Here is an 18,718-nt window from a genome sequence, read left to right as displayed (position 1 = left end):
TCTCGTGGAGGATGCATGCAGATCGATCAGGCGCTCGAGAACAAGGCAGTTCAGACGATCCAGATGCTCGCAGTGGATGCTGTCGAGAAAGCCAACTCGGGGCATCCCGGAGCTCCGATGGGTCTGGCGTCGATCGCGTTCGAGATCTGGATGCGCCACTTGCGCTTCGATCCTGCCGATCCTGCATGGCCCGATCGCGATCGTTTCGTCCTGTCGGCGGGCCACGCGTCGATGCTTCTCTACAGCCTCTTGCATCTGTCGGGCATTCTGTCGCTCGACGAGCTGAAGCAATTTCGACAGCTCGGTTCACGCACGCCAGGGCATCCCGAAGTGGGCATCACGCCAGGCGTCGAAGTCACCACGGGCCCTCTCGGTGCAGGCATCTCGACGGCAGTTGGCATCGCTGCAGCACTCAAAATGAACGCAGCTCGAGCAGGCGGTCGCACGGGCGTCGCATCCGCGCGCGTGTTCGGCATCGCGTCCGACGGCGACATCATGGAGGGCATTTCGCACGAAGCATCCAGCCTCGCCGGGCACCTCGGGCTCGACAACCTCGTCTTCTTTTACGACGACAACCGCATCACCATCGACGGCAAGACCGACCTCGCCATGAGCGAAGACGTGCCGCGCCGGTACGAGGCGTACGGATGGTTTGTCCAGACGATCGACGGACATGATCACGACGCCATTCGCAACGCGCTCGATCGGGCTGTTGCAGAGTCGTCGCGTCCGTCGATCATCGTTGCACGTACCATCATTGCCAACGGTTCGCCGAACAAGGCCAACAGCTCCAAAGCGCACGGTGAGCCGCTTGGTGCGAAGGAGGTCGAGGCGACGAAGCGTGCCATTGGTTGGCCGATCGAGCCGACGTTTCACGTGCCGGACGACGTGCGCGCGCTCTTTGCGGCGCGTGCCGAGGAAGGTCGTCGCGCACGCGCCGCGTGGCAAAATGCCGTGGCGAAGTTCGAGCGCGAGGATGCAGAAGCGGCACGTGCGTATCGCCAATTGCTCGAATGCGCAGTTCCGGCGAACCTGTTCACCGAGCTTTGCGCGGCAGCGCCTCGCAAGGACGCGGCCACGCGCGTGCATGCGGGCGTCATCGAGCAGCGCGCAGCGGCGCTCGTACCGTCGCTCGTTGGAGGTTCGGCCGACTTGAACCCGTCGACGAAGACCTACATCGAAGGGTCTGGGCCGGTCGTGAAGGGCAAATTCGACGGGCGAAACATCCATTTTGGTGTGCGCGAGCATGCAATGGGTGCGTTCGTCAATGGATTGGCGCTTTCCGGAGCGTACATTCCATTCGGGTCGACGTTCCTCGTATTCAGCGACTATATGCGTCCAGCGATTCGTTTGGCGGCATTGTCGCACTTGCGCTCGATATTCGTATTCACGCACGACAGTGTTTTCCTTGGCGAGGACGGGCCGACGCATCAACCGATCGAGCATCTTTGGGCATTGCGAATGATTCCGAATGTGGATGTCGTTCGTCCTGCGGATAGCCTCGAATGCGCGGCTGCGTGGACGCATGCGATGACGCGTCGAAATGGTCCCACGGTATTGGCGCTATCGCGGCAAAAAGTGCCGGAGTTGGCTCGCGCCGAGGGATTCGACAATGATGTCATGTTGCGAGGTGGTTACATTTTGGCTGATGCGAAGGGCGGCGCTCCGTCGGTCATATTGATTGCGACGGGCTCCGAAGTGGGCCTTGCGGTCGATGCAAAGAAGCTCCTCGAAAAGGATGGCGAGCGCGTGCGCGTCGTATCGATGCCGTGCCTCGAGCAATTCCGCCGGCAGGATCAGGCGTATCGCGAGCACGTATTGCCAATGGGTATACCTCGCGTTGCCATTGAGGTGGGTGTGACGGCGCCTTGGTATTCGGTCGTTGGCGATCGGGGGCTCGTCATTGGGCGTGACGATTTTGGAGCATCGGCGCCGGACAAGGACTTGGCCAAGGCCTTTGGCTTCGTTCCCGAAGTGGTCGCCGCAAAGGTTCGCAGCATGCGGCGCTAGTCGAGACTGTCAGGGCATCGCAGCGGTGCCCTTGCATTGCGTTTCATTGAAAATGGGCTTTGCCTTGACGCACATCCCGCCCGTGCACGTCGCCGACTTGCAATCGAGCGCCGTGGAGCACATCCCGCCTTCGTCACGCGCCTCTATGCAAGTCGACGTCATGCTATCGCAGATATACCCGAGCCCGCATTCGAAGCTGAGCGCGCCGGGGGTGCACGGCGAGCCTGGAGGCGTCGCCGTTTTGCACGTGCCCTTCATCGTCAGAATCTCGAAATCGCAATAGAGCCCCTGGTCGCAGAATTCCTTGACGTTCTGGCCCAGTTTGCACGCTGAATCGATTGGCAAAAACCGCGTAGCCGTGCACTTTTTGGTCATCTCGTCGCATTGCACGATTTCACGGTCCGATAGAGACGATGCGCATTGCTCCGTTCGTTCGCACGTATCTCCTTGTTTTAGCTGACCGGCGAACACGCGCGTGCACGGCTCGAGATCGGTCGGCAGTTTGAACAGATCCGGTATCTCCAAGAAACACTTGTCCGAAAAGGGTTGCGACGCCTCAATGCACGCATCGACGAATTCACCGTCGAACGTCATGATACCGGCTTCGACATCGGCCACGTTCTTTTCGCACTCGGCCGTCGCGTTGGTCATGCAGCCGGTTTCGTCATATCCCGAGGCCTGCGTGCAACAACTCTCGCGCATGGCGCACGTTGGAGCTGCGATTTTTTCGCAAACGTTTGCGAGCGTGTATTTGGCTTCCGGAGGTTTCGGCGTATCCGGATCGGTCGGACCACACGCCGTCGCAAGCAGCCCAAGGCACGTGAGGAAGCTGGATATCGTGAAGAAATGCGTCAGGGAAGGTAGTTTCATTCCCCTACGTCACATGATTTCCACGCATTGTTCAAGCCCGATGTGGCGTTGCAAGTTTTATTGGGGTGCAATGACTAGGAAATAAGGACCGAAGTGAGTGTACAACATTTGTAATGTGTACTGTGCTGGGTGCGCACGAGCATGGTGGGAATGCGCGAAGAGCCAACGGTGGTTCGATGTGGCTCGTGCGGATGTCACTTTGGTCGAACGGTGGCACAATGTGGCTCAGTCGGGTTGTGCTTTCGAGCAACCGTTCGCTCGATGTGGTTCGCGCGGAATTCGATTTGAGCGAACGATGGCTCGGATGGCCTCGTGCGGATGTTCTTTTGCTCGAGCGTTCGTTCGACGTGGTTTCGGACGGATGTCGATTCGAGCGATCGTTCGCTCGATGTGGTTCGCGCGGATGACGATTCGAGTGAACGTTCGCTCGGATGGCGTCGTGCGGATGTCGATCCGAGCGATCGGTGGCACAAGGTGGCATCTTCGGATGTCGAGCGGAGCGAACGGTGGCCTGAAGCGGGTCGGTCGGGTCTGCACGCGAAACGAGAGGTGGCTCTGCGTTGATTTTCCCTTGCTATGCCTACGCGGTTGTGCACGCGGGCGGCGCCGCGCTACGGGTTGCGCGTGAAGGTTGGTCGAGGCGGACCTTTGGTGATCAAATGGAAGTCTGGAGCGTCGTCGGACTCGCGGTTGATCTGCGTATATGACTACGCATAAGCAGACGCCCGGTGGTTGTACGAGGAACACATGGGGTTTCACCTTGATCACGGAGAACGTATCGGGTGCCATCGCACCATGGTTCCCACTATCAATAGACTCACATTGTCATTGGGCTTTGCCATGGGATTGGGTCTTGCGTTCGTGCCTCAGGGATGCGGGGGCGTTCAGCATCCTGTTGCGGAGATACCCGAGCACGTTGCAGCGCCGATCCGAGGCTGCGCTTTCGAGCACACGCATCACGTCAGAGATGCGGACCATATCGTCAAGTATGACGTGACGCTCGATAGCAACGGCGAGGTCGACACCATTGCGCTCATGGATTCCACCGTCGGCGATGAAGAGCTGGAGCAATGCATAGCAGCCTCGATCCGCTCGCTCACCCAATACGATCTTCTGCGCCACCGGTCGGAGAATTTCGATCGCGAGCTTGCACCGCCGGAATCGCGCAACTTGCTCGGCAATCCCGCAGTCCCGCTTGCCGCTTGTCTTGCTTCGCCACCTTGTTTGCTTTCGTTGGCCATGGTCATGGGTGCTTCGGTGATCACCGTACAGCTCATGGTGCACGCAGCGACGGTCAAACCCACCACGACGACGACGGCCCCGCCGATCCCGATTCCGATTGCCGTGCCGCGAAGGTGGCCGGGGCAGACGTGTGAGGACGCGGAGCTGGATCGTCTGGAAGCAGAGAAGGACAAGATTTGCAAGCCCCCGGAGGGGTTTGCCACCGACTGCCCCAAGAACCCTCTGAAAAAGAAGGAGTATGCGAAGATTCCCTGCTCGCTGATCCTGCTCGCCATCCAGCAACGGCAGGCATGCAAGGCCGCGCGATGGCTGGTTCAGAACAAGTGCTTTGGCGGTAACCCGAACCCCGGACACAAGACGGCGATTGACCAAGAGCAGAACGCGATCGACAACTGCGAAGCATTCAAGCTGATCAATTGCGCCAAAGATCATCCCATGGCAGGAAAGTAAGGTGACCCATGTCTGACGCACTTATCGAGGCCATCCAGACGCGCGACGTCGATCGTCTGGCGAAGCTCCTCGCCGCCGGCGCGGATCCAAACGAGCCTGGCAAGTCTCGCTATGGCGGCGGAGATATTCCGCCGTTGGAAGCTGCGATCGACGAGCTCCAAGCGTTCGAAGCCATCGGCCCGTACGGCCCGGAGCCTGCCGGTCCGATCGATCTGGTCGTGCTGCTGCTTCGTCACGGCGCCAGAGCTACGGGCTGGGGCACGTCCAACGACGAGGATCCGCTCTGGGATGCCGTACGGAGGAACGACATTGAAGCAGCCCGGCTGCTCCTGGCGGCGGGGGCGGAGCCCAATCTCAAGGACGACGAAGGCAGATCGCCGCTTCGCATCTGCGCGGACAAAGGCTACCTGGAGATGGCCCGGCTCCTCCTCCTCTGCGGGGCGAACAAGACCATCCACGACGCAGGCGGGGCCGCTGGCATGAATGCGCTCGGGCTGGCCGCGTACGGGCTCGATGTCGAGATGGTGAAGCTCTTGCTCGCGCACGGGGCAGATCCGCGCGTTGAAGACGCTGACCGAATGACCGTGTTCGATCATCTCCGGCTCATGGATAAGTTTGGTCGTGTCCCCGAGGATCCCGCCGACCAGGACCGTCTTCGGGAGATTCGCCGGTTGCTCGGCGACCCCCCTGCAAAACCCTAATGACCCCTCAACAAGGCCAGCCCGCCATCTCAAATCAGTTTGTCGGGCTGCAATCAATCAACCCGGCATTGCCAGCTTGATGATCGAAAACACCGCGCCGTAGGGATCCGCCACGACGGCGATTCGGCCGTAGGGCGTGTCGAAGGGACCGTGTTTTACCTGTCCGCCGTTTTCGGTGACGACCTTGCACGACGCATCGGCATCCGGGACTGCGAAATACGCCATCCAATGCGGCGGAATTTCAGGCGGAAACTCTTTGCCCATGTGCATTACGCCGGCCATGGGCGTGCTGCCCTTCTTTTGCAGCATCCAGTAGTCCATGCCCTCCATCTTGGGGATTTCGGCATCGAGCACCTTTGTGTAAAAAACACGCGCCTTTTCGGCGTCGCGCGTGCCGACTTCGGTCCACGCCATTGCACCGGGCTCGCCTGCGACCTCGGCGCCCGTGTGGGTACCATATTGCCAAAAGCCAAACGTTGCACCCGTGGGATCCATGCAAACAAGCATGTGGCCCTTGTCCGCGACTTGCATTGGAGGCATCATCACTTGGCCACCATTGGCGCGCACCGCCTCCGCCGACGCATTGACATCGTCCGACTTGAAGTAAACGCTCCATGCCGTCGGGTACGGCGCATCCGGTGGCCGCTTGCCCATGCCGGCGGCGTTTGCCCCGCCAAGCTTACACATCGTGTAATAGCCCATTTCAGGAGCGCCGACATCGAATGTCCAACCGAACAGTGCCCCGTAAAACTTTTGCGCGCCCTCCAAGTCCGGAGTCATCAGATCGAACCATGCGGGTTCGCCCGCTACGCGCGTCTCTACCTTGGCCATTGGTTTTCCCCTATTCGTGACGACGAACCCCGTCGTCGCAACGCAGCGACCCTACCCGACACATCGCCCAGGTCAACCGGAAAAACTCCTATGGGTTTGTCATCGTGCATTTTCTTCCGACAACCTCAGTATGAATTCCCCCAATTGACTGTGCCGAGTATGCGTGGTTTGAGATAGGGATCATATGTTCAGTGGTCCGAATGTCTACGTCGTCCCTCTTGAGCCCCGGCTGGACGTGGAGTAAGGGGCAGATTCGTGTCCGCAACTCCGCCCGTTCGTCCCCTGATCGACAGGCTCTGCGCGCGCTTCGTCGATCGCGATGAAGGGCTCGCCGCTCTCACCGACCTCATCGTGCTCATCGCCGCAGCGGACGCCATCATCGACCAGGCGGAGACCCGGGCGCTCGTCGAGTCGCTCGAAACGATGCTCGTCGCCCACGTCGCACCGCGCCTCGTCAAAGTCGTCGTCGACGAGAGTCGCGCGCGCATTCGAGGCGTCGGGCCAATGCTCAGCGCAGACACCATCGGACGCAAGCTCGCAAGGCACGGCGCGGCCGAAGATGGAGTCCGCCTCGCCGTGTTCATCGCCGCCATCAGCGAAGGTATCTCGACCGTCGAGCGAGCGCGTATCGAGCGCCTTGCGTCAGCGGCAGGCATATCGCCCGCACGCCTCGGCGAGCTCATGCTCGACCCTTTTGCCATCTGAGCTCGCCTGCGACAAACTCTACCGACGTCTCCCAAGAAAGGTTACGATCCCGTCATGGCCTCTCCGCGCCTCGTCACCATCGATTGCGACTACCTCGGTCCTGGCGTCGCGGCTGCCTACCTTCGCATCCAAGGCGATGAAGCGGCGTTTGTTGAGACAAACACGAACCATGCCGTACCGAAGCTCTTGGCTGCCCTCGAACAAGAAGGTTTGTCCCCAAAGCAAGTCCGTTACATCATCGTGACGCACGTGCACCTCGATCACGCCGGCGGCACGTCGCTTTTGGCCAAAGCATGTCCAGATGCCACCGTGCTGGCGCATCCGCGAGCGGCCAGGCATTTGATCGACCCGTCCAAGCTCGTAGCAAGCGCTCGGGCCGTCTACGGAGCCGAACGATTCGACGCTCTCTATGGCACGATCGAAAGCATCGACGCTGCGCGCGTGCGCTCGCTCGACGATGGCGCAGTGGTTCCATTCGGCGAAACCAACTTCCATTTCATTCATACCCGCGGGCACGCCAATCATCATTTCATCGTGCACGACCCTGCACGCAGCAGCGTATTCACAGGTGATACCTTCGGTTTGTCCTACCCGCGTCTCCAGCGAGGCCGCCCGTTCGTTTTTCCTTCCACGAGCCCCACGGACTTCGATGCCGCGGCCGCGCATGCAAGCGTCGATGTCGTCCGAAACCTCGGCACCGAGCGAGCGGCGCTCACGCATTTCGGCGAAGTCGGAGACCTCGACGTGATTGCGGCGCAGCTTCATCAGTGGCTCGACATTTCCGCGTCGCTCATGAACCAATCCCTCGAAGGCGACCCGGCCGAAGCTGAAAAAAACATTCGAACGGGCCTCGAAGCCGCCATGCAGCGCGCTGTAAACGACGCGGGCATCGTCCTCGATGCCGAAGACCGCGCGCTCCTCGAGCTCGACATCGGGCTCAATGCACAAGGCCTTGCGTACGCTGCGTCCAAGCTGCGGGCGTAATCGACACCGACACGACTCCTCGTGACAATCGCTCGTCACCCGCGTATCGTCGCGTTGTCGGGCTTTCTTGTTTCCTTGGAGGTGTTTCCATGAAGCGTGGACTCGTGCTTGGTTTGGGACTCGTAATAAGTGCAGCGCTTTCCGGTTGCGGCGGCGGCGATACGAATTTGTCGTCGACCAGCTCGACGGGCACCAGCAGCGGGGGTGCTGGCGGCGAAGCAGGAACCGGCGGTACCGCCGGCAGTGGTGGGGGAACGGCCGGAATGGGCGGCGCCGGTGGAATGGGCGGCGGATCCAGCGCCAACTGCGGCGATTCCGTCGTCGATTACTTACAAGGCGAGCAATGCGACGATGGCAATACGACGAGCGGCGATGGTTGCAGCTCTGCGTGCAAAATCGAGGCGGCAGCCACGTGTGGCGATGGCAAATTGGACATCGTCAACAATGAAGAATGCGACGACGGAAATACGATGGGCGGTGACGGTTGCAGCGCCTCCTGTCAGCTAGAACCCGTCGGTCAAGCTTGTGGCGATAGTTCGATTACGGCTCCCGAAGTTTGCGACGATGGCAATACGGCGAGCGGCGATGGCTGCAATGCCACGTGCAATTCGAAGGAAACCTCGACGCTCTTCGTCGGATCGCCGGGCCAGGGCGGAATCCTCGATGGCATCGGCAATATGGCGCGCATTTCGGGCAATGGCTCGCTGGCCGTCGACGCGACGACGCTCTGGTTCGGGGATTCCGCCGCGCGCACGCTGCGTCGAATCGACATTGCAACGGGCGCCGTCACCACGGTCGCCGGCATGGCTGGCGCCGGCCCCGGCTACGTCGACAATCCCACTGGCACCAATGCCCGCTTCGGCATGGTCGGTCCGATTGCCACCAATGGCACCACCGTCTGGGTCATCGACGGTCCCAATCGAGTTCTTCGTGCAGTATCGGCATTGCCGCCCTACAGCGTCACGACCGTCGCAGGCTCGGGCCAAATGGGCATGATCCAGGATGGCATCGGTGCCGCGGCGCAATTCGACGATGCTCGAGGGCTCACGTATTACAAGGGCCTCGTCTACATGGTCGACGCCGTTGCCGCCGTCGTGCGCACGTTCAATCCCACGACACTCGAAGTCAAGACCATTGCGGGCACGCCCTATATGAAGGGATCCGCCGACGGAATCGGCCCCGCCGCGCGATTCAACAGCCCGCGCTACATCGCCAACGACGGCTCTGGAATGCTCTACATCGCCGATACCAACGGCAACACCATCCGAGCCTTCAATACGGTCACGAACGAAGTCACCACATTTGCCGGCGATGCAACGTGCGGTTATGCCGACGGAGTCGGGACGGCCGCCAAGATCCACCGTCCTCGCGGCATGACGTCCGACGGCACCAGCATTTACTGGACCGAATTCAACGCGCACACCATTCGACAAGGTGTCGTCGCGACGAAACAAATCGGCACGTTCTCAGGCACGCCTGCACCTTGCTCGCTCAATTGCTCCTGCGGCATGAATCCGCCCATGGGTGGATATGCCGAAGGCGTCGGTGCAGCAACCCAATGGAGCGGCCCGTGGGACATCGCGTTCCATTGGCCGTCGAATTCGTTCTTCGTCGTCGATGCCGGTAACTTCGTCATTCGTCGCATCAAGTGACGGTTGAGGCCCGGCATCGTCCCCGCGGCCTTACTTCCCCGTCAAATACTTCTCGAAAAAGCTCACCGTAGCCACCGCCGCACGAACCTTGTTCGGCGTTTTGCGAAAGCCGTGTCCTTCGTCCGGAAAGAGCACGTATTCCACCGGAATTCCGCGTTTGGTCAACCCATCCACCACTTGCTCGGCCTCGATGACCGGCACGTTCGTGTCATTCGCCCCATGAAGCACGAGCGTCGGCGCTTTCACGCGATCGATATTGAAAAACGGCGATAACTTCTCGAGCATCTTCGTTTCTTTGTCGGGATCGCCGTATTCGATCTTCGATATCGCCGCAATGTAAGGTTCGGAGTGCTTGAAAAAGGTCAAGAAGTTGACCACGCCAAACAGATTCACGCCTGCCGCGAACAGGTCCGGATACTGCGTCAACCCGGCCATCGTCATGTATCCCCCATACGATCCACCCATGATACCAAGCCGTTTCGGATCCGCCATGCCCGCCGTGATCACGTATTTCGCCGTGGCCTCGATGTCCTTCACTGCGTTTTCCCGCAGCGCTCCATTGTCGAGGTTCACGAATTTTTTGCCAAATCCCCCCGACCCTCGAACGTTTGGCGCGAACACCCCAATGCCTCGCGCCAAGAGCGCCTGGTACGTGCTATTGAAGCTTGGTTTTTCCTGACCTTCCGGCCCGCCGTGAAAACTCAATACCATCGGCCCCGGGCCCTTCGCGCCTTTCGGCCGATACAGCCAGCCCGATAGTTCCACTCCATCATGCGCCTTGTAGGAAATTTTTTCCGGACGAACGAGCGACGCTACGTCGATTCCCGCGCGAGGGCTCCGTGTGAGCTGCGCGAATTTTTTCGATGCGATATCGAGCACCCATATATCTGCCGGCGAAGTCGAACCGCTCACGGCCATGGCGAGGCTCTTGCCATCGTTCGAGAATCGAAGACCGCCTGCAATTTCCGCCGGTAGCGAGGGTCCCGCGGTCATTTTGGATGTTTTGACGTCGTAAAATGCAAGCTCGCTCTTGCCCCCCACGTTCCAAATCAGAGCCAGCATCGTACCCGCGGCATTCATCACCAGCGAATCGAGATCCGCGTCGTCGCGCGAAGCCAGCACTTCGATGGGCCCCGGCGCATCGTCTTTCCCAAGCGTGATTCGGGCCAAAGCTCCAAGGTCCCGATCTTTGTTCGACGCCAAATAAATGTGTTTTCCGTCGGGCGAAAATGTACCACCCCAAAAATTGCCTGGTCCTTCGTGTGGCGTCAATCTAACTTCTTTTTTATCGGCATGACGAACATGATACAAATCGCTGTCCCCGCGCTGCGCCGATCGCCATACGATGGCCGCTGAACCGTCTCGTTTCACGTCGTTTACGGCGCTGCTGCCCCGGCCTTCTGCGACGAGCGTTATTTCGCCGGTCGTGACATTGACGAGGAACGAATCGGTCGACGATGGGTTTTTCCGATTCGATGCAAAATGGATCGATTTGCTGTCGTGCGTCCAATCGCCCATGAAATTGTTGTCTTTGCCGCCGTCGGTGAGCCTGCGTAAGCCGCTTCCATCGGGCCGAACAACGTAAATTTGTCGATTCATACCGCCACCGGGCGCGACCGCAAACGCAATCCATTGACCATCGGGCGACCAAAGCACGCCCATGACCGGGTCGTCGAGGTTCGTGACGAGCTCGGGAAAACCCCCGCTCGCAGACATGGTCCAGACCTGCGGAATGCCGTTCAAATCGGAAAGGAATGCGATTCGTTTGCCATCGGCAGAAAAGCTCGGCCACGTCGATAGGCGAATTTTTGCCATTGCGGCAACCAATCGCTCGGTCTCGGATGGCACGGTCGGTGCCTGGGAAACGGGTTTGGCGGGTGCATCCGCACTTGCGACTGGCGGCGCCTTTGCTTCGGGGCAAACCGCAGCCTGCGGCGCCTTGACGTCCGGGTTTGGCGCACTGCATCCAAACAGCGAAGAGCTGGCAAGCGCGACCAGCGCGAGCGTGGGATGGCGAAGTGTTCGATGCATGGCGAAATCCTTCCGTGCGAGGGCCGGGCAGGCGTACCTCGACCGACGCCGGTGGGCCAAGTTGTGAACGATGAAGTGAGGTGATGTGACCGTGCGAATGCAACGTGGTCCAACTGCTGTCCGTTGGCGTGAGATGGACATGCAAGCTGCTCCAACGGAGCTTTCGTACTGTTGAACTGAAGCTCTATAACGCGATCTAACCCACGAGCAGCGCGCTCGCCATGTTCCGATTCGATGCAATCGCTTGCCCATCACGCGATGCGACGAGCAACCCGACGTCCACGATTTCTGGAAACTTCGCAATGCCTCGCTGCGCCGCCCGCGCCGCCGGAATGCCTTCCTCGAGCCAATCGTAAACCGTTTTCGCCAAAAAGCGCCGCACGATTTCCTCGCCAACGCCCGTCGCCGCGACGGCTCCCGCAGGTCCCGCATACACGCCACATCCCATGAGCGGCGAATCCCCCACGCGACCTCGAAGCATGTACACCGTTCCGCCCGTCGATGCCGTCGACGCAAAACGACCGTGTGCATCGCGCACGACGGCTCCAACAGTATCCTTGATCGGCGGCTCCGAGCTGAAATTCCACAATGCTCGCCAATCAAGGTGCAACCACGCAGCCGCATCGGTCGCGTAATCGCCATCCCCTTGACCTCGAAGCTCGGCCATGGCCCGCGCGTGTTTGTCTCGAGCTTTCTCGGTCATCGGATCATAATCGGGAAAACCCACAACACGCGCAAATGCCGTGGCTCCGTCGCCCACGAGCATCAAGTGCGGCGTTTCCATGACCTTCGCCGCCACCATAATGGGGTTTTTTACGCGCTCGATGCATGCAACCGCACCAAACCGAGCGTCGCTCGTCATGATCGATGCGTCCATTTCAATGGTTTGCCCATCGAAACGCAAATTCGATCCCGTGCCGGCATTGAATCGCGGGTCGTCCTCCAATACGACCGTCGCCGCGAGCGCCGCCGCCGCTGCATCGCCACCTTGTTCGAGCACCGCCCGAGCCGCCTCGGCGGCCTTCACACACCCGTCCGAATAGGCGTGAGGCGATGCCGCGCCGCCATGCGTCAAAATTGCGTACTTCATGTCACGCCTCGTGGGGCAGGGGAGGAACTTGGGACGTGCGTTCTTTGCCCCAATAGATGACTTGTTTCCAGACGGCCGTGACGTCGTCGGCGAAGATCACGACGAGATCGCCGGGTTTGGCCATGCTCATGGCAAGGTCGACGGCTTCTCGTTCGTCGGTGCGAGGGAAGATGTGTTCGGGGCTCTTGCCTGCCGCGCGTGCGCCTTCGGCCAATAGCGAGCTGATTTCGCCGCTCTTGCGGCCACGGCGCGCGCCGTCTTCCTTGGGGATGACGATGTCGAATGCTCGCGCTGCTTCGCGGCCGACGGCGCGAATGTCGTCGTCACGTCTGTCGCCTGCGGCCATGAGTACGCCGATCGCTCGCTCGCGGCGCAAGCCCAAGACGAACTCGGCCATCTTCGCCATGGCTGCGGGGTTGTGGCTGTAGTCGACGATGACGCGGAACGGGTGCTCGTCGAAGACGTTGCAGCGGCCAGGTGCCTGGAAAAACGACGTGGTGAACGTGCGTAGGCCCTGACGAATGTGCTCGAGGCTGATGCCCATCGAGTACGCGATGGCCGCGGCAGCGAGCGCGTTTTCCACGTTGAACTTGGCTTTGCCTTCGAACGTGGCGGGCACCAAATGCGTCCACGTGAGCGGGATGTGCCGGTCGCCGTCGTAGATGGTGATCATCTCGCCGTTGACGCCTTGTTCGAGCACGACTGCGCGGCCGCCGTCGCGCACGTGTTTGCGTACGACTTCGTTCGTCGGGGAACGCGAGAAGTACATGATGCGGCCGCTCGCGTTTTCGGCCATCGCACGCGTGAGCTCGTCGTCGGCGTTGAGGACGCTGGTGCCGCCGTCGCGTACGACTTCGACGATGAGGCGTTTGACGTAGGCGAGATCCGCGACGGTTTCGATGCCGCCAAGACCGAGGTGATCGGCGGAGACGTTGAGGACCGCGCCGACGTCGCATTTGTCCCAGCCGAGGCCTTCGCGCAGGATGCCTCCGCGTGCCGTTTCGAGGACCGCGGCTTCGACGGTGGGATCGGTGAGCACGACGCGAGCGCTCCAAGGGCCGGTCATGTCGCCTTTGAGCACGCGTTCGCCGTCGATGTAGATGCCGTCGGTCGTCGTGAGGCCCGTGCGTTTGCCGCTCATCTTGAGGATGTGCGCGACCATGCGGCTGGTCGTGGTCTTGCCGTTTGTCCCGGTGATCGCTGCGACGGGGATGCGCGCGGGAACGCCTCGCGGGAAGAGCATGTCGAGCACCGGAGCGGCGACGTTTCGCGGCGTGCCGACGGTGGGAGCGACGTGCATGCGGAAGCCGGGTGCGGCGTTCACTTCGACGATGACACCGCCGTGTTCGCGGCAGCTCTTGGAGATGTCGGGGCAGATGAGGTCGATGCCTGCGACGTCGAGGCCGACGACCTTCGCGGCGCGGATGGCAATGTCGAGGTTATCCGGGTGGATGACGTCGGTGCGATCGATGGCCGTGCCGCCGGTCGACAAGTTGCCGGTGGAGCGCAGGGCGAACATTTGGCCTGCGGGCAGCACCGTATCGAGCGTGTAGCCGGCTTGCGCCAGGAGGCGTTCGGCCTGGTGATCGATTTCGATCTTCGTGAGCACTTTTTCATGGCCCACGCCGCGCCGCGGATCCGTATTCACGAGGTCGACGAGCTGTTTGATCGTCCTTTCACCATCGCCGACGACATGTCCCGGAACGCGTTCCGACACGGCGACGACTTCGCCGTTCACGACGAGCACGCGGTGATCCTTGCCGTGCTGGAAGGTCTCCACGAGCACGTAATTCGAAAGGTCGTACGCCTTGGTGAACGCATCGCGCACGGCTTCGGCCGTCGTCAGATCGAGCGCCACGCCGCGCCCGTGCGACAGATCCATGGGTTTGACCACGACCGGATAACCGATGCGTTCGGCGATCTCGACCGCTTCGTCCGCGGAGTAGGCTCGCTCTTGGCGCGGCACGGGCAAACCGGCTCGTTCGAGGAGTGAATTGGTGAGCTGTTTGTCTTGAGCGATCTCGACGGCGATGTGCCGGGTTTCGCTGGTGACCGTTGCTTGGATTCGCTTTTGATACGTGCCCCAACCAAATTGCACGAGGCTCTGTTTGTTGAGCCGCATGGTGGGGATGCCGCGTCGCTTGGCTTCGTCGACGAGACTGCGTGTGGACGGGCCGAGCGCCATGCGTTCGGCGAGCCGCGCGAGGTTGTCGATTTCGGGCTGGAGATCGATGGGTGGAAGTTTGTCCGGGAACCCATCCGGCAAGAGGCCGCGCAGGTATTGCATCGCGATCTCTCCGGCACGCCGGCCGACCGACTCTTCCTCGAAGCTGTAGACGACGTGGTAGACACCTTCGCGATGCGCGGTGCGCGTCTTGCCGTACGTGACGGGTGTTCCTGCGAGGCACTGCAGTTCGAGCGCGACGTGTTCGGTGATGTGTCCGAACCACGTTCCATCGTGCAGGCGCTTGAGAAAGCCGCCCGGTTCACCGTAGGAACAGCCGTGTTCGTGCAGCGTCGGAATGCCGGCGATCAGCCGATCCGTGAAGCCTGGGATCTTGTCGCTCGGGTACTGTTCGAGCTCTTCCAGGTCGATGGTCAGGCGAATGACGGGCCGGTATCCATAGAGGTTCGGGCCACGATAAACGCGTGTTTCGAGCAGCTTCATGGTGTGACTCGCGGGCTGATGGGGGCAGACTCGGGCGCCTGTTCTACGTCGCTACGTGGCCACGACGGCGTTCGATGATCGATGTCGAAGCCACAACCTTGGGTAAGTACGTGCACGGACAAACCTAGCAGAGCAGCGGGTGATTCGCGTTTTACCTCGTGGATGTCCGTGTGTTGAATTTTCGACCCATCGATGATCGTGACGGAGCCTCGTCCGATGACCTGGAGCTTTTTGTCGGCTTTGAGCACGATCGCGGTGTCTTCGTCGATGCCGACGCCGATGAGAAACGGGTTCATGGCGACGGCGGAAAAAAGGCGTCCGATGCGATGACGCTGGCCGAAGTGTTGATCGATGACGAGTTTGCGTGTGAGGCCGAGGCCTGGGGCGAGCATGACGAGCTCGCGACGTGGGGCGTATCCTTTGCGGCCTTGAGCGATCATGTGATCGCAGATGACGCTTGCTCCGGCGGAGGTGCCTGCGACGACGGCGCCGCTGCGATGTGCGCGGCGAATGGTGCGTGCGAGCTCGGTGCCGCCGAGCATGGTGACGATGCGGCCTTGGTCGCCGCCCGTGAAGAAGATGCCCGTGACTTGTTTGATGAGGGCGAGTTTGTCCGGGTCTTCGCCGTCGGCTCGCGTTGCGATGCGCACGATGTGCACTTCGGCGCCAAGCTCGCGGAAGATGGATTCGTAGGTATTCGCCATCTCGAGCGGGATGCTCGATGCGGTTGGAAAAACGGCGATCTTTGCGCGTTTCGGGCCGCCTGCGTGTTTGACGACGTCGCGGAGGACGGCGCGGGCTCCGATTTTGTCTTCGGCTCCGCCTATCGCGATGAGGGGACCGCGATGGGGGTGCGCGTGTGCAGCATGGGCGTGAGAAGAGGCATCGGCGTGCGTGCCGGATTCGGGCTTGTCGTGCGCCACGTTGGGCAAGGCGATATCACGGTTCAGCGGAAGCGCCGACAATTTGGAAAGGCGGGTTTGAAACCGGGCCCGGATCTGGACGCGCGCTTCGCGAGGCTGGTTGACGTTGGGGTCCGAGGCTCGCCTCCCGGTGCTTTTGCTGGCGCAAAAGCACGGCGAGGCTCGGCCCCCCCAAACCCCCCGGGGGACGAACTGGAAGCGAGTCATCAATCTGATTCTGGTGCGAAAATGTGGTAGAGCCGGCCGCCGGAGGAACGAGCGTGGCCAAGAACGAAACCCCGCGAACCGCAATCACCCCTACGCGAACCGAAGACTACGCGGAGTGGTACCAACAGGTCGTCCGAGCTGCAGACCTGGCGGAAAACTCGCCCGTGCGCGGATGCATGGTGATCAAGCCGTGGGGCTACGCGCTTTGGGAAAACATCCAGCGCGAGCTCGATCGGATGTTCAAAGCGACGGGCCACAAAAACGCGTACTTCCCGCTGTTCATCCCGAAGTCGTTTTTGGAAAAAGAAGCCGAGCACGTCGAAGGATTTGCCAAGGAATGCGCCGTCGTGACGCATCACCGGCTCATCGCTGGACCCGAAGGCGGCCTCGTCCCCGACCCCGAAGCGAAGCTCGAAGAACCGCTGATCGTGCGTCCCACATCGGAGACCATCATCGGCGCGGCGTTCGCGAGCTGGGTGCAGAGCTATCGAGACTTGCCGCTGCTCATCAATCAATGGGCGAACGTGGTTCGTTGGGAGCTGCGCACGCGTTTGTTTCTCCGAACCGCAGAGTTTCTCTGGCAAGAGGGCCACACGGCACACGCGACGGAAGCCGAAGCGCGCGAAGAAACCGCAAAGATGCTCGATGTCTACGCGACGTTCGCCGAACAGTTCATGGCGATGCCGGTCATTCGAGGCCCCAAGACCGCGAGCGAACGATTCCCGGGCGCCGTCGACACGTACGCGATCGAAGCGATGATGCAGGATCGCAAGGCGCTTCAAGCAGGTACGTCCCACTTCCTCGGGCAAAACTTCGCGAAAGCAAGCGGCATCAAGTTCCACACGCAGCAAGAAACCCAAGAGTTTGCCTGGACAACCTCATGGGGCGTGTCGACCCGTCTCATCGGCGGGCTGCTCATGACGCACGCCGATGACGACGGGCTCGTGTTGCCCCCGCGCCTTGCTCCCGCGCACGTCGTGATCCTGCCGGTTCTTCGCGGCGAGGACACGCGCGCGAAGGTGATGGAGTACGTCGATGCGGTGGCGGCCGAGCTACGCAATGCGAGCTATGGCGGACGGCCCATCGAAGTCGAAGTGGACAAACGCGACATTCGCGGCGGCGACAAGCAGTGGGAGTGGATCAAAAAGGGAGCGCCGATTCGCGTGGAGATCGGTCCGCGAGACGTCGACGGCAACGTCGTCATGGTGGCGCGGCGCGATCGCGGAACGAAAGACAAGACGTCCATGTCGCGCGCCGAATTCGTCTCCAAAATCGCCGACATCCTCGGAGACATCCAATCGGGGCTGCTGGAAAAATCGCTCGCACATCGCAAAGATCACGCCAAACGCATCGACGACAAAACTGCGTTCGACAAGTTCTTCACGCCCAAGAACCAGGACAAACCCGAGATCCACGGCGGGTTTGCCCTGTCTCATTGGTGCGGAAACGCGGCGTGCGAAGCGTCGATCAAAGACCGACTCAAGGTCACGATCCGTTGCATCCCGGAGCATGGGATCGCCGGCGTCTCCGATGCAGATGGCCTGAAAGATCGCGGCGCCTGTGTGCAGTGCGGTGCGCCGAGCGATCAACGCGTGGTGTTCGCGAAGTCGTACTGAAAACGCTCTCTTATTCCCCCTCTCCGCTTGCGGAGAGGGGGCTAGGGGGTGAGGCATGTTCCCCCTCTCCGCTTGCGGAGAGGGGGCTAGGGGGTGAGGCCCTACTTCGTGCGTTTGATGATGTGAAACCCGCGGGGCGTTTCGACGACGTCCGAGATCGCGTCGACCTTCATGGCGAACGTGACATCGGAAAACGCAGCCGGCATTGCGTTGCGCTCGAAGTTGCCTAGGCGGCCGTCTGCCGGCTTGGAGACGGGGTCGTCCGAGTACTGTTTGACGAGCTCTTCGAACGTGGCCTTCTTCGAGTTCAGCTTCCCGAGCGCCTCGGCTGCGCGTTTCTTGGCGTCATCCTTGGACCGTGTGACGGTTTTCGGAGCGTTTTCGGCACCCTTGTAAGCAACGAGGATGTGCGAGGCCCCGGCGATTTGCCTTTCTGGAGCCGAGGATGCGGCCGCAGATGCAGGACGATCGATCTCTGCGCCTGGGGCCGGTTGATCCCCGGTGGGAACCGCCGACGATGGTGTCGTCGTCGGCGCTACCGCCGCAGCGGACATCGCGGGAGCGGCATCGGCTTGGGCGGGCGCATCGGTGCTGCCCGATGCGCAACAGCCAGTGATGAGCCACGCGCTAACGATGGCGATGATGGCACGGGCGCGTTTTCTGCCAGAGAGGACGAGCGAACGCATGGGGCTCGTATCGCCGACACCGCGGCTTTCGTCAACTGCGCGTAGCTCCGAT

At 61.1% G+C, this 18,718-nt stretch carries 15 protein-coding genes; 8 read left to right on the top strand and 7 right to left on the bottom strand.

Annotated elements, in window-relative coordinates:
- Positions 1–15 precede the first annotated feature (15 nt).
- Positions 16–2,010, top strand: coding sequence for a transketolase (gene tkt, locus IPM54_28650; GenBank protein ID MBK9263762.1), 1,995 nt, complete (start codon positions 16–18; stop codon positions 2,008–2,010).
- Positions 2,011–2,019: 9 nt separating this feature from the next.
- Here the strand turns inward: tkt and IPM54_28645 are convergent, their stop codons facing one another.
- Positions 2,020–2,880 (bottom strand): hypothetical protein, encoded by an 861-nt coding sequence (locus tag IPM54_28645; protein ID MBK9263761.1) that lies wholly within the window; start codon positions 2,878–2,880, stop codon positions 2,020–2,022.
- Positions 2,881–3,192: 312 nt separating this feature from the next.
- Here IPM54_28645 and IPM54_28640 point away from each other — a divergent pair, with 312 nt between their 5' ends.
- The 3 genes from IPM54_28640 (at position 3,193) to IPM54_28630 (ending at position 5,273) form a co-directional block, all read left to right on the top strand.
- On the top strand, positions 3,193–3,444 hold the full coding sequence (locus IPM54_28640; protein ID MBK9263760.1) for a hypothetical protein: 252 nt from the start codon (positions 3,193–3,195) through the stop codon (positions 3,442–3,444).
- A gap of 231 nt (positions 3,445–3,675) precedes the next feature.
- Positions 3,676–4,572 carry a hypothetical protein gene (locus IPM54_28635; protein MBK9263759.1) on the top strand — a complete coding sequence of 299 codons (897 nt, stop codon included), beginning with the start codon at positions 3,676–3,678 and terminating at the stop codon, positions 4,570–4,572.
- An 8-nt stretch (positions 4,573–4,580) separates the two neighbouring features.
- Positions 4,581–5,273, top strand: a complete 693-nt coding sequence (locus tag IPM54_28630) for an ankyrin repeat domain-containing protein (protein ID MBK9263758.1) — start codon at positions 4,581–4,583, stop codon at positions 5,271–5,273.
- A 57-nt stretch (positions 5,274–5,330) separates the two neighbouring features.
- On the opposite strand, the gene IPM54_28625 is transcribed toward IPM54_28630, so the two are convergent.
- Complete coding sequence (locus IPM54_28625) at positions 5,331–6,053, bottom strand: VOC family protein (GenBank protein MBK9263757.1); 723 nt, start codon at positions 6,051–6,053, stop codon at positions 5,331–5,333.
- A 306-nt stretch (positions 6,054–6,359) separates the two neighbouring features.
- Between IPM54_28625 and IPM54_28620 the strand changes: the two genes are divergently transcribed.
- From IPM54_28620 to IPM54_28610, 3 genes are all read left to right on the top strand, one after another.
- The gene (locus tag IPM54_28620) at positions 6,360–6,809 is read left to right on the top strand and encodes a hypothetical protein (protein ID MBK9263756.1); all 450 of its coding nucleotides are present in this window, start codon (positions 6,360–6,362) and stop codon (positions 6,807–6,809) included.
- Positions 6,810–6,863: 54 nt separating this feature from the next.
- Entirely contained in the window at positions 6,864–7,793 is a 930-nt protein-coding gene (locus IPM54_28615) for an MBL fold metallo-hydrolase (protein ID MBK9263755.1), read from the top strand.
- 263 nt (positions 7,794–8,056) lie between these two features.
- Entirely contained in the window at positions 8,057–9,445 is a 1,389-nt protein-coding gene (locus IPM54_28610; protein ID MBK9263754.1) for a DUF4215 domain-containing protein, read from the top strand.
- Positions 9,446–9,475: 30 nt separating this feature from the next.
- Here IPM54_28610 and IPM54_28605 read toward each other — a convergent pair whose 3' ends face one another.
- The 4 genes from IPM54_28605 to IPM54_28590 all read right to left on the bottom strand — a co-directional run bounded on the left by IPM54_28605 (position 9,476) and on the right by IPM54_28590 (position 16,157).
- Positions 9,476–11,476, bottom strand: coding sequence for a S9 family peptidase (locus IPM54_28605; GenBank protein ID MBK9263753.1), 2,001 nt, complete (start codon positions 11,474–11,476; stop codon positions 9,476–9,478).
- 196 nt (positions 11,477–11,672) lie between these two features.
- The gene (locus IPM54_28600) at positions 11,673–12,566 is read right to left on the bottom strand and encodes an isoaspartyl peptidase/L-asparaginase (GenBank protein MBK9263752.1); all 894 of its coding nucleotides are present in this window, start codon (positions 12,564–12,566) and stop codon (positions 11,673–11,675) included.
- 1 nt (position 12,567) lies between these two features.
- Positions 12,568–15,234 (bottom strand): cyanophycin synthetase, encoded by a 2,667-nt coding sequence (gene cphA / locus IPM54_28595; protein MBK9263751.1) that lies wholly within the window; start codon positions 15,232–15,234, stop codon positions 12,568–12,570.
- A complete protein-coding gene (locus tag IPM54_28590; protein MBK9263750.1) occupies positions 15,231–16,157 on the bottom strand; it encodes a cyanophycinase in 927 nt (308 codons plus the stop codon). Before IPM54_28590 ends, cphA begins: the two co-directional genes overlap by 4 nt.
- 260 nt (positions 16,158–16,417) lie before the next feature.
- Here IPM54_28590 and IPM54_28585 point away from each other — a divergent pair, with 260 nt between their 5' ends.
- Positions 16,418–17,980 (top strand): proline--tRNA ligase, encoded by a 1,563-nt coding sequence (locus IPM54_28585; protein MBK9263749.1) that lies wholly within the window; start codon positions 16,418–16,420, stop codon positions 17,978–17,980.
- A gap of 101 nt (positions 17,981–18,081) precedes the next feature.
- Here the strand turns inward: IPM54_28585 and IPM54_28580 are convergent, their stop codons facing one another.
- Entirely contained in the window at positions 18,082–18,666 is a 585-nt protein-coding gene (locus IPM54_28580) for a peptidyl-prolyl cis-trans isomerase (protein MBK9263748.1), read from the bottom strand.
- Positions 18,667–18,718: the final 52 nt, after the last annotated feature.

The organism is Polyangiaceae bacterium, assembly GCA_016715885.1.
Classification (GTDB): domain Bacteria; phylum Myxococcota_A; class Polyangia; order Polyangiales; family Polyangiaceae; genus Polyangium.
Note: the sequence above shows the minus strand (reverse complement) of the source record. Positions and strands in the feature narration are given on the sequence as shown.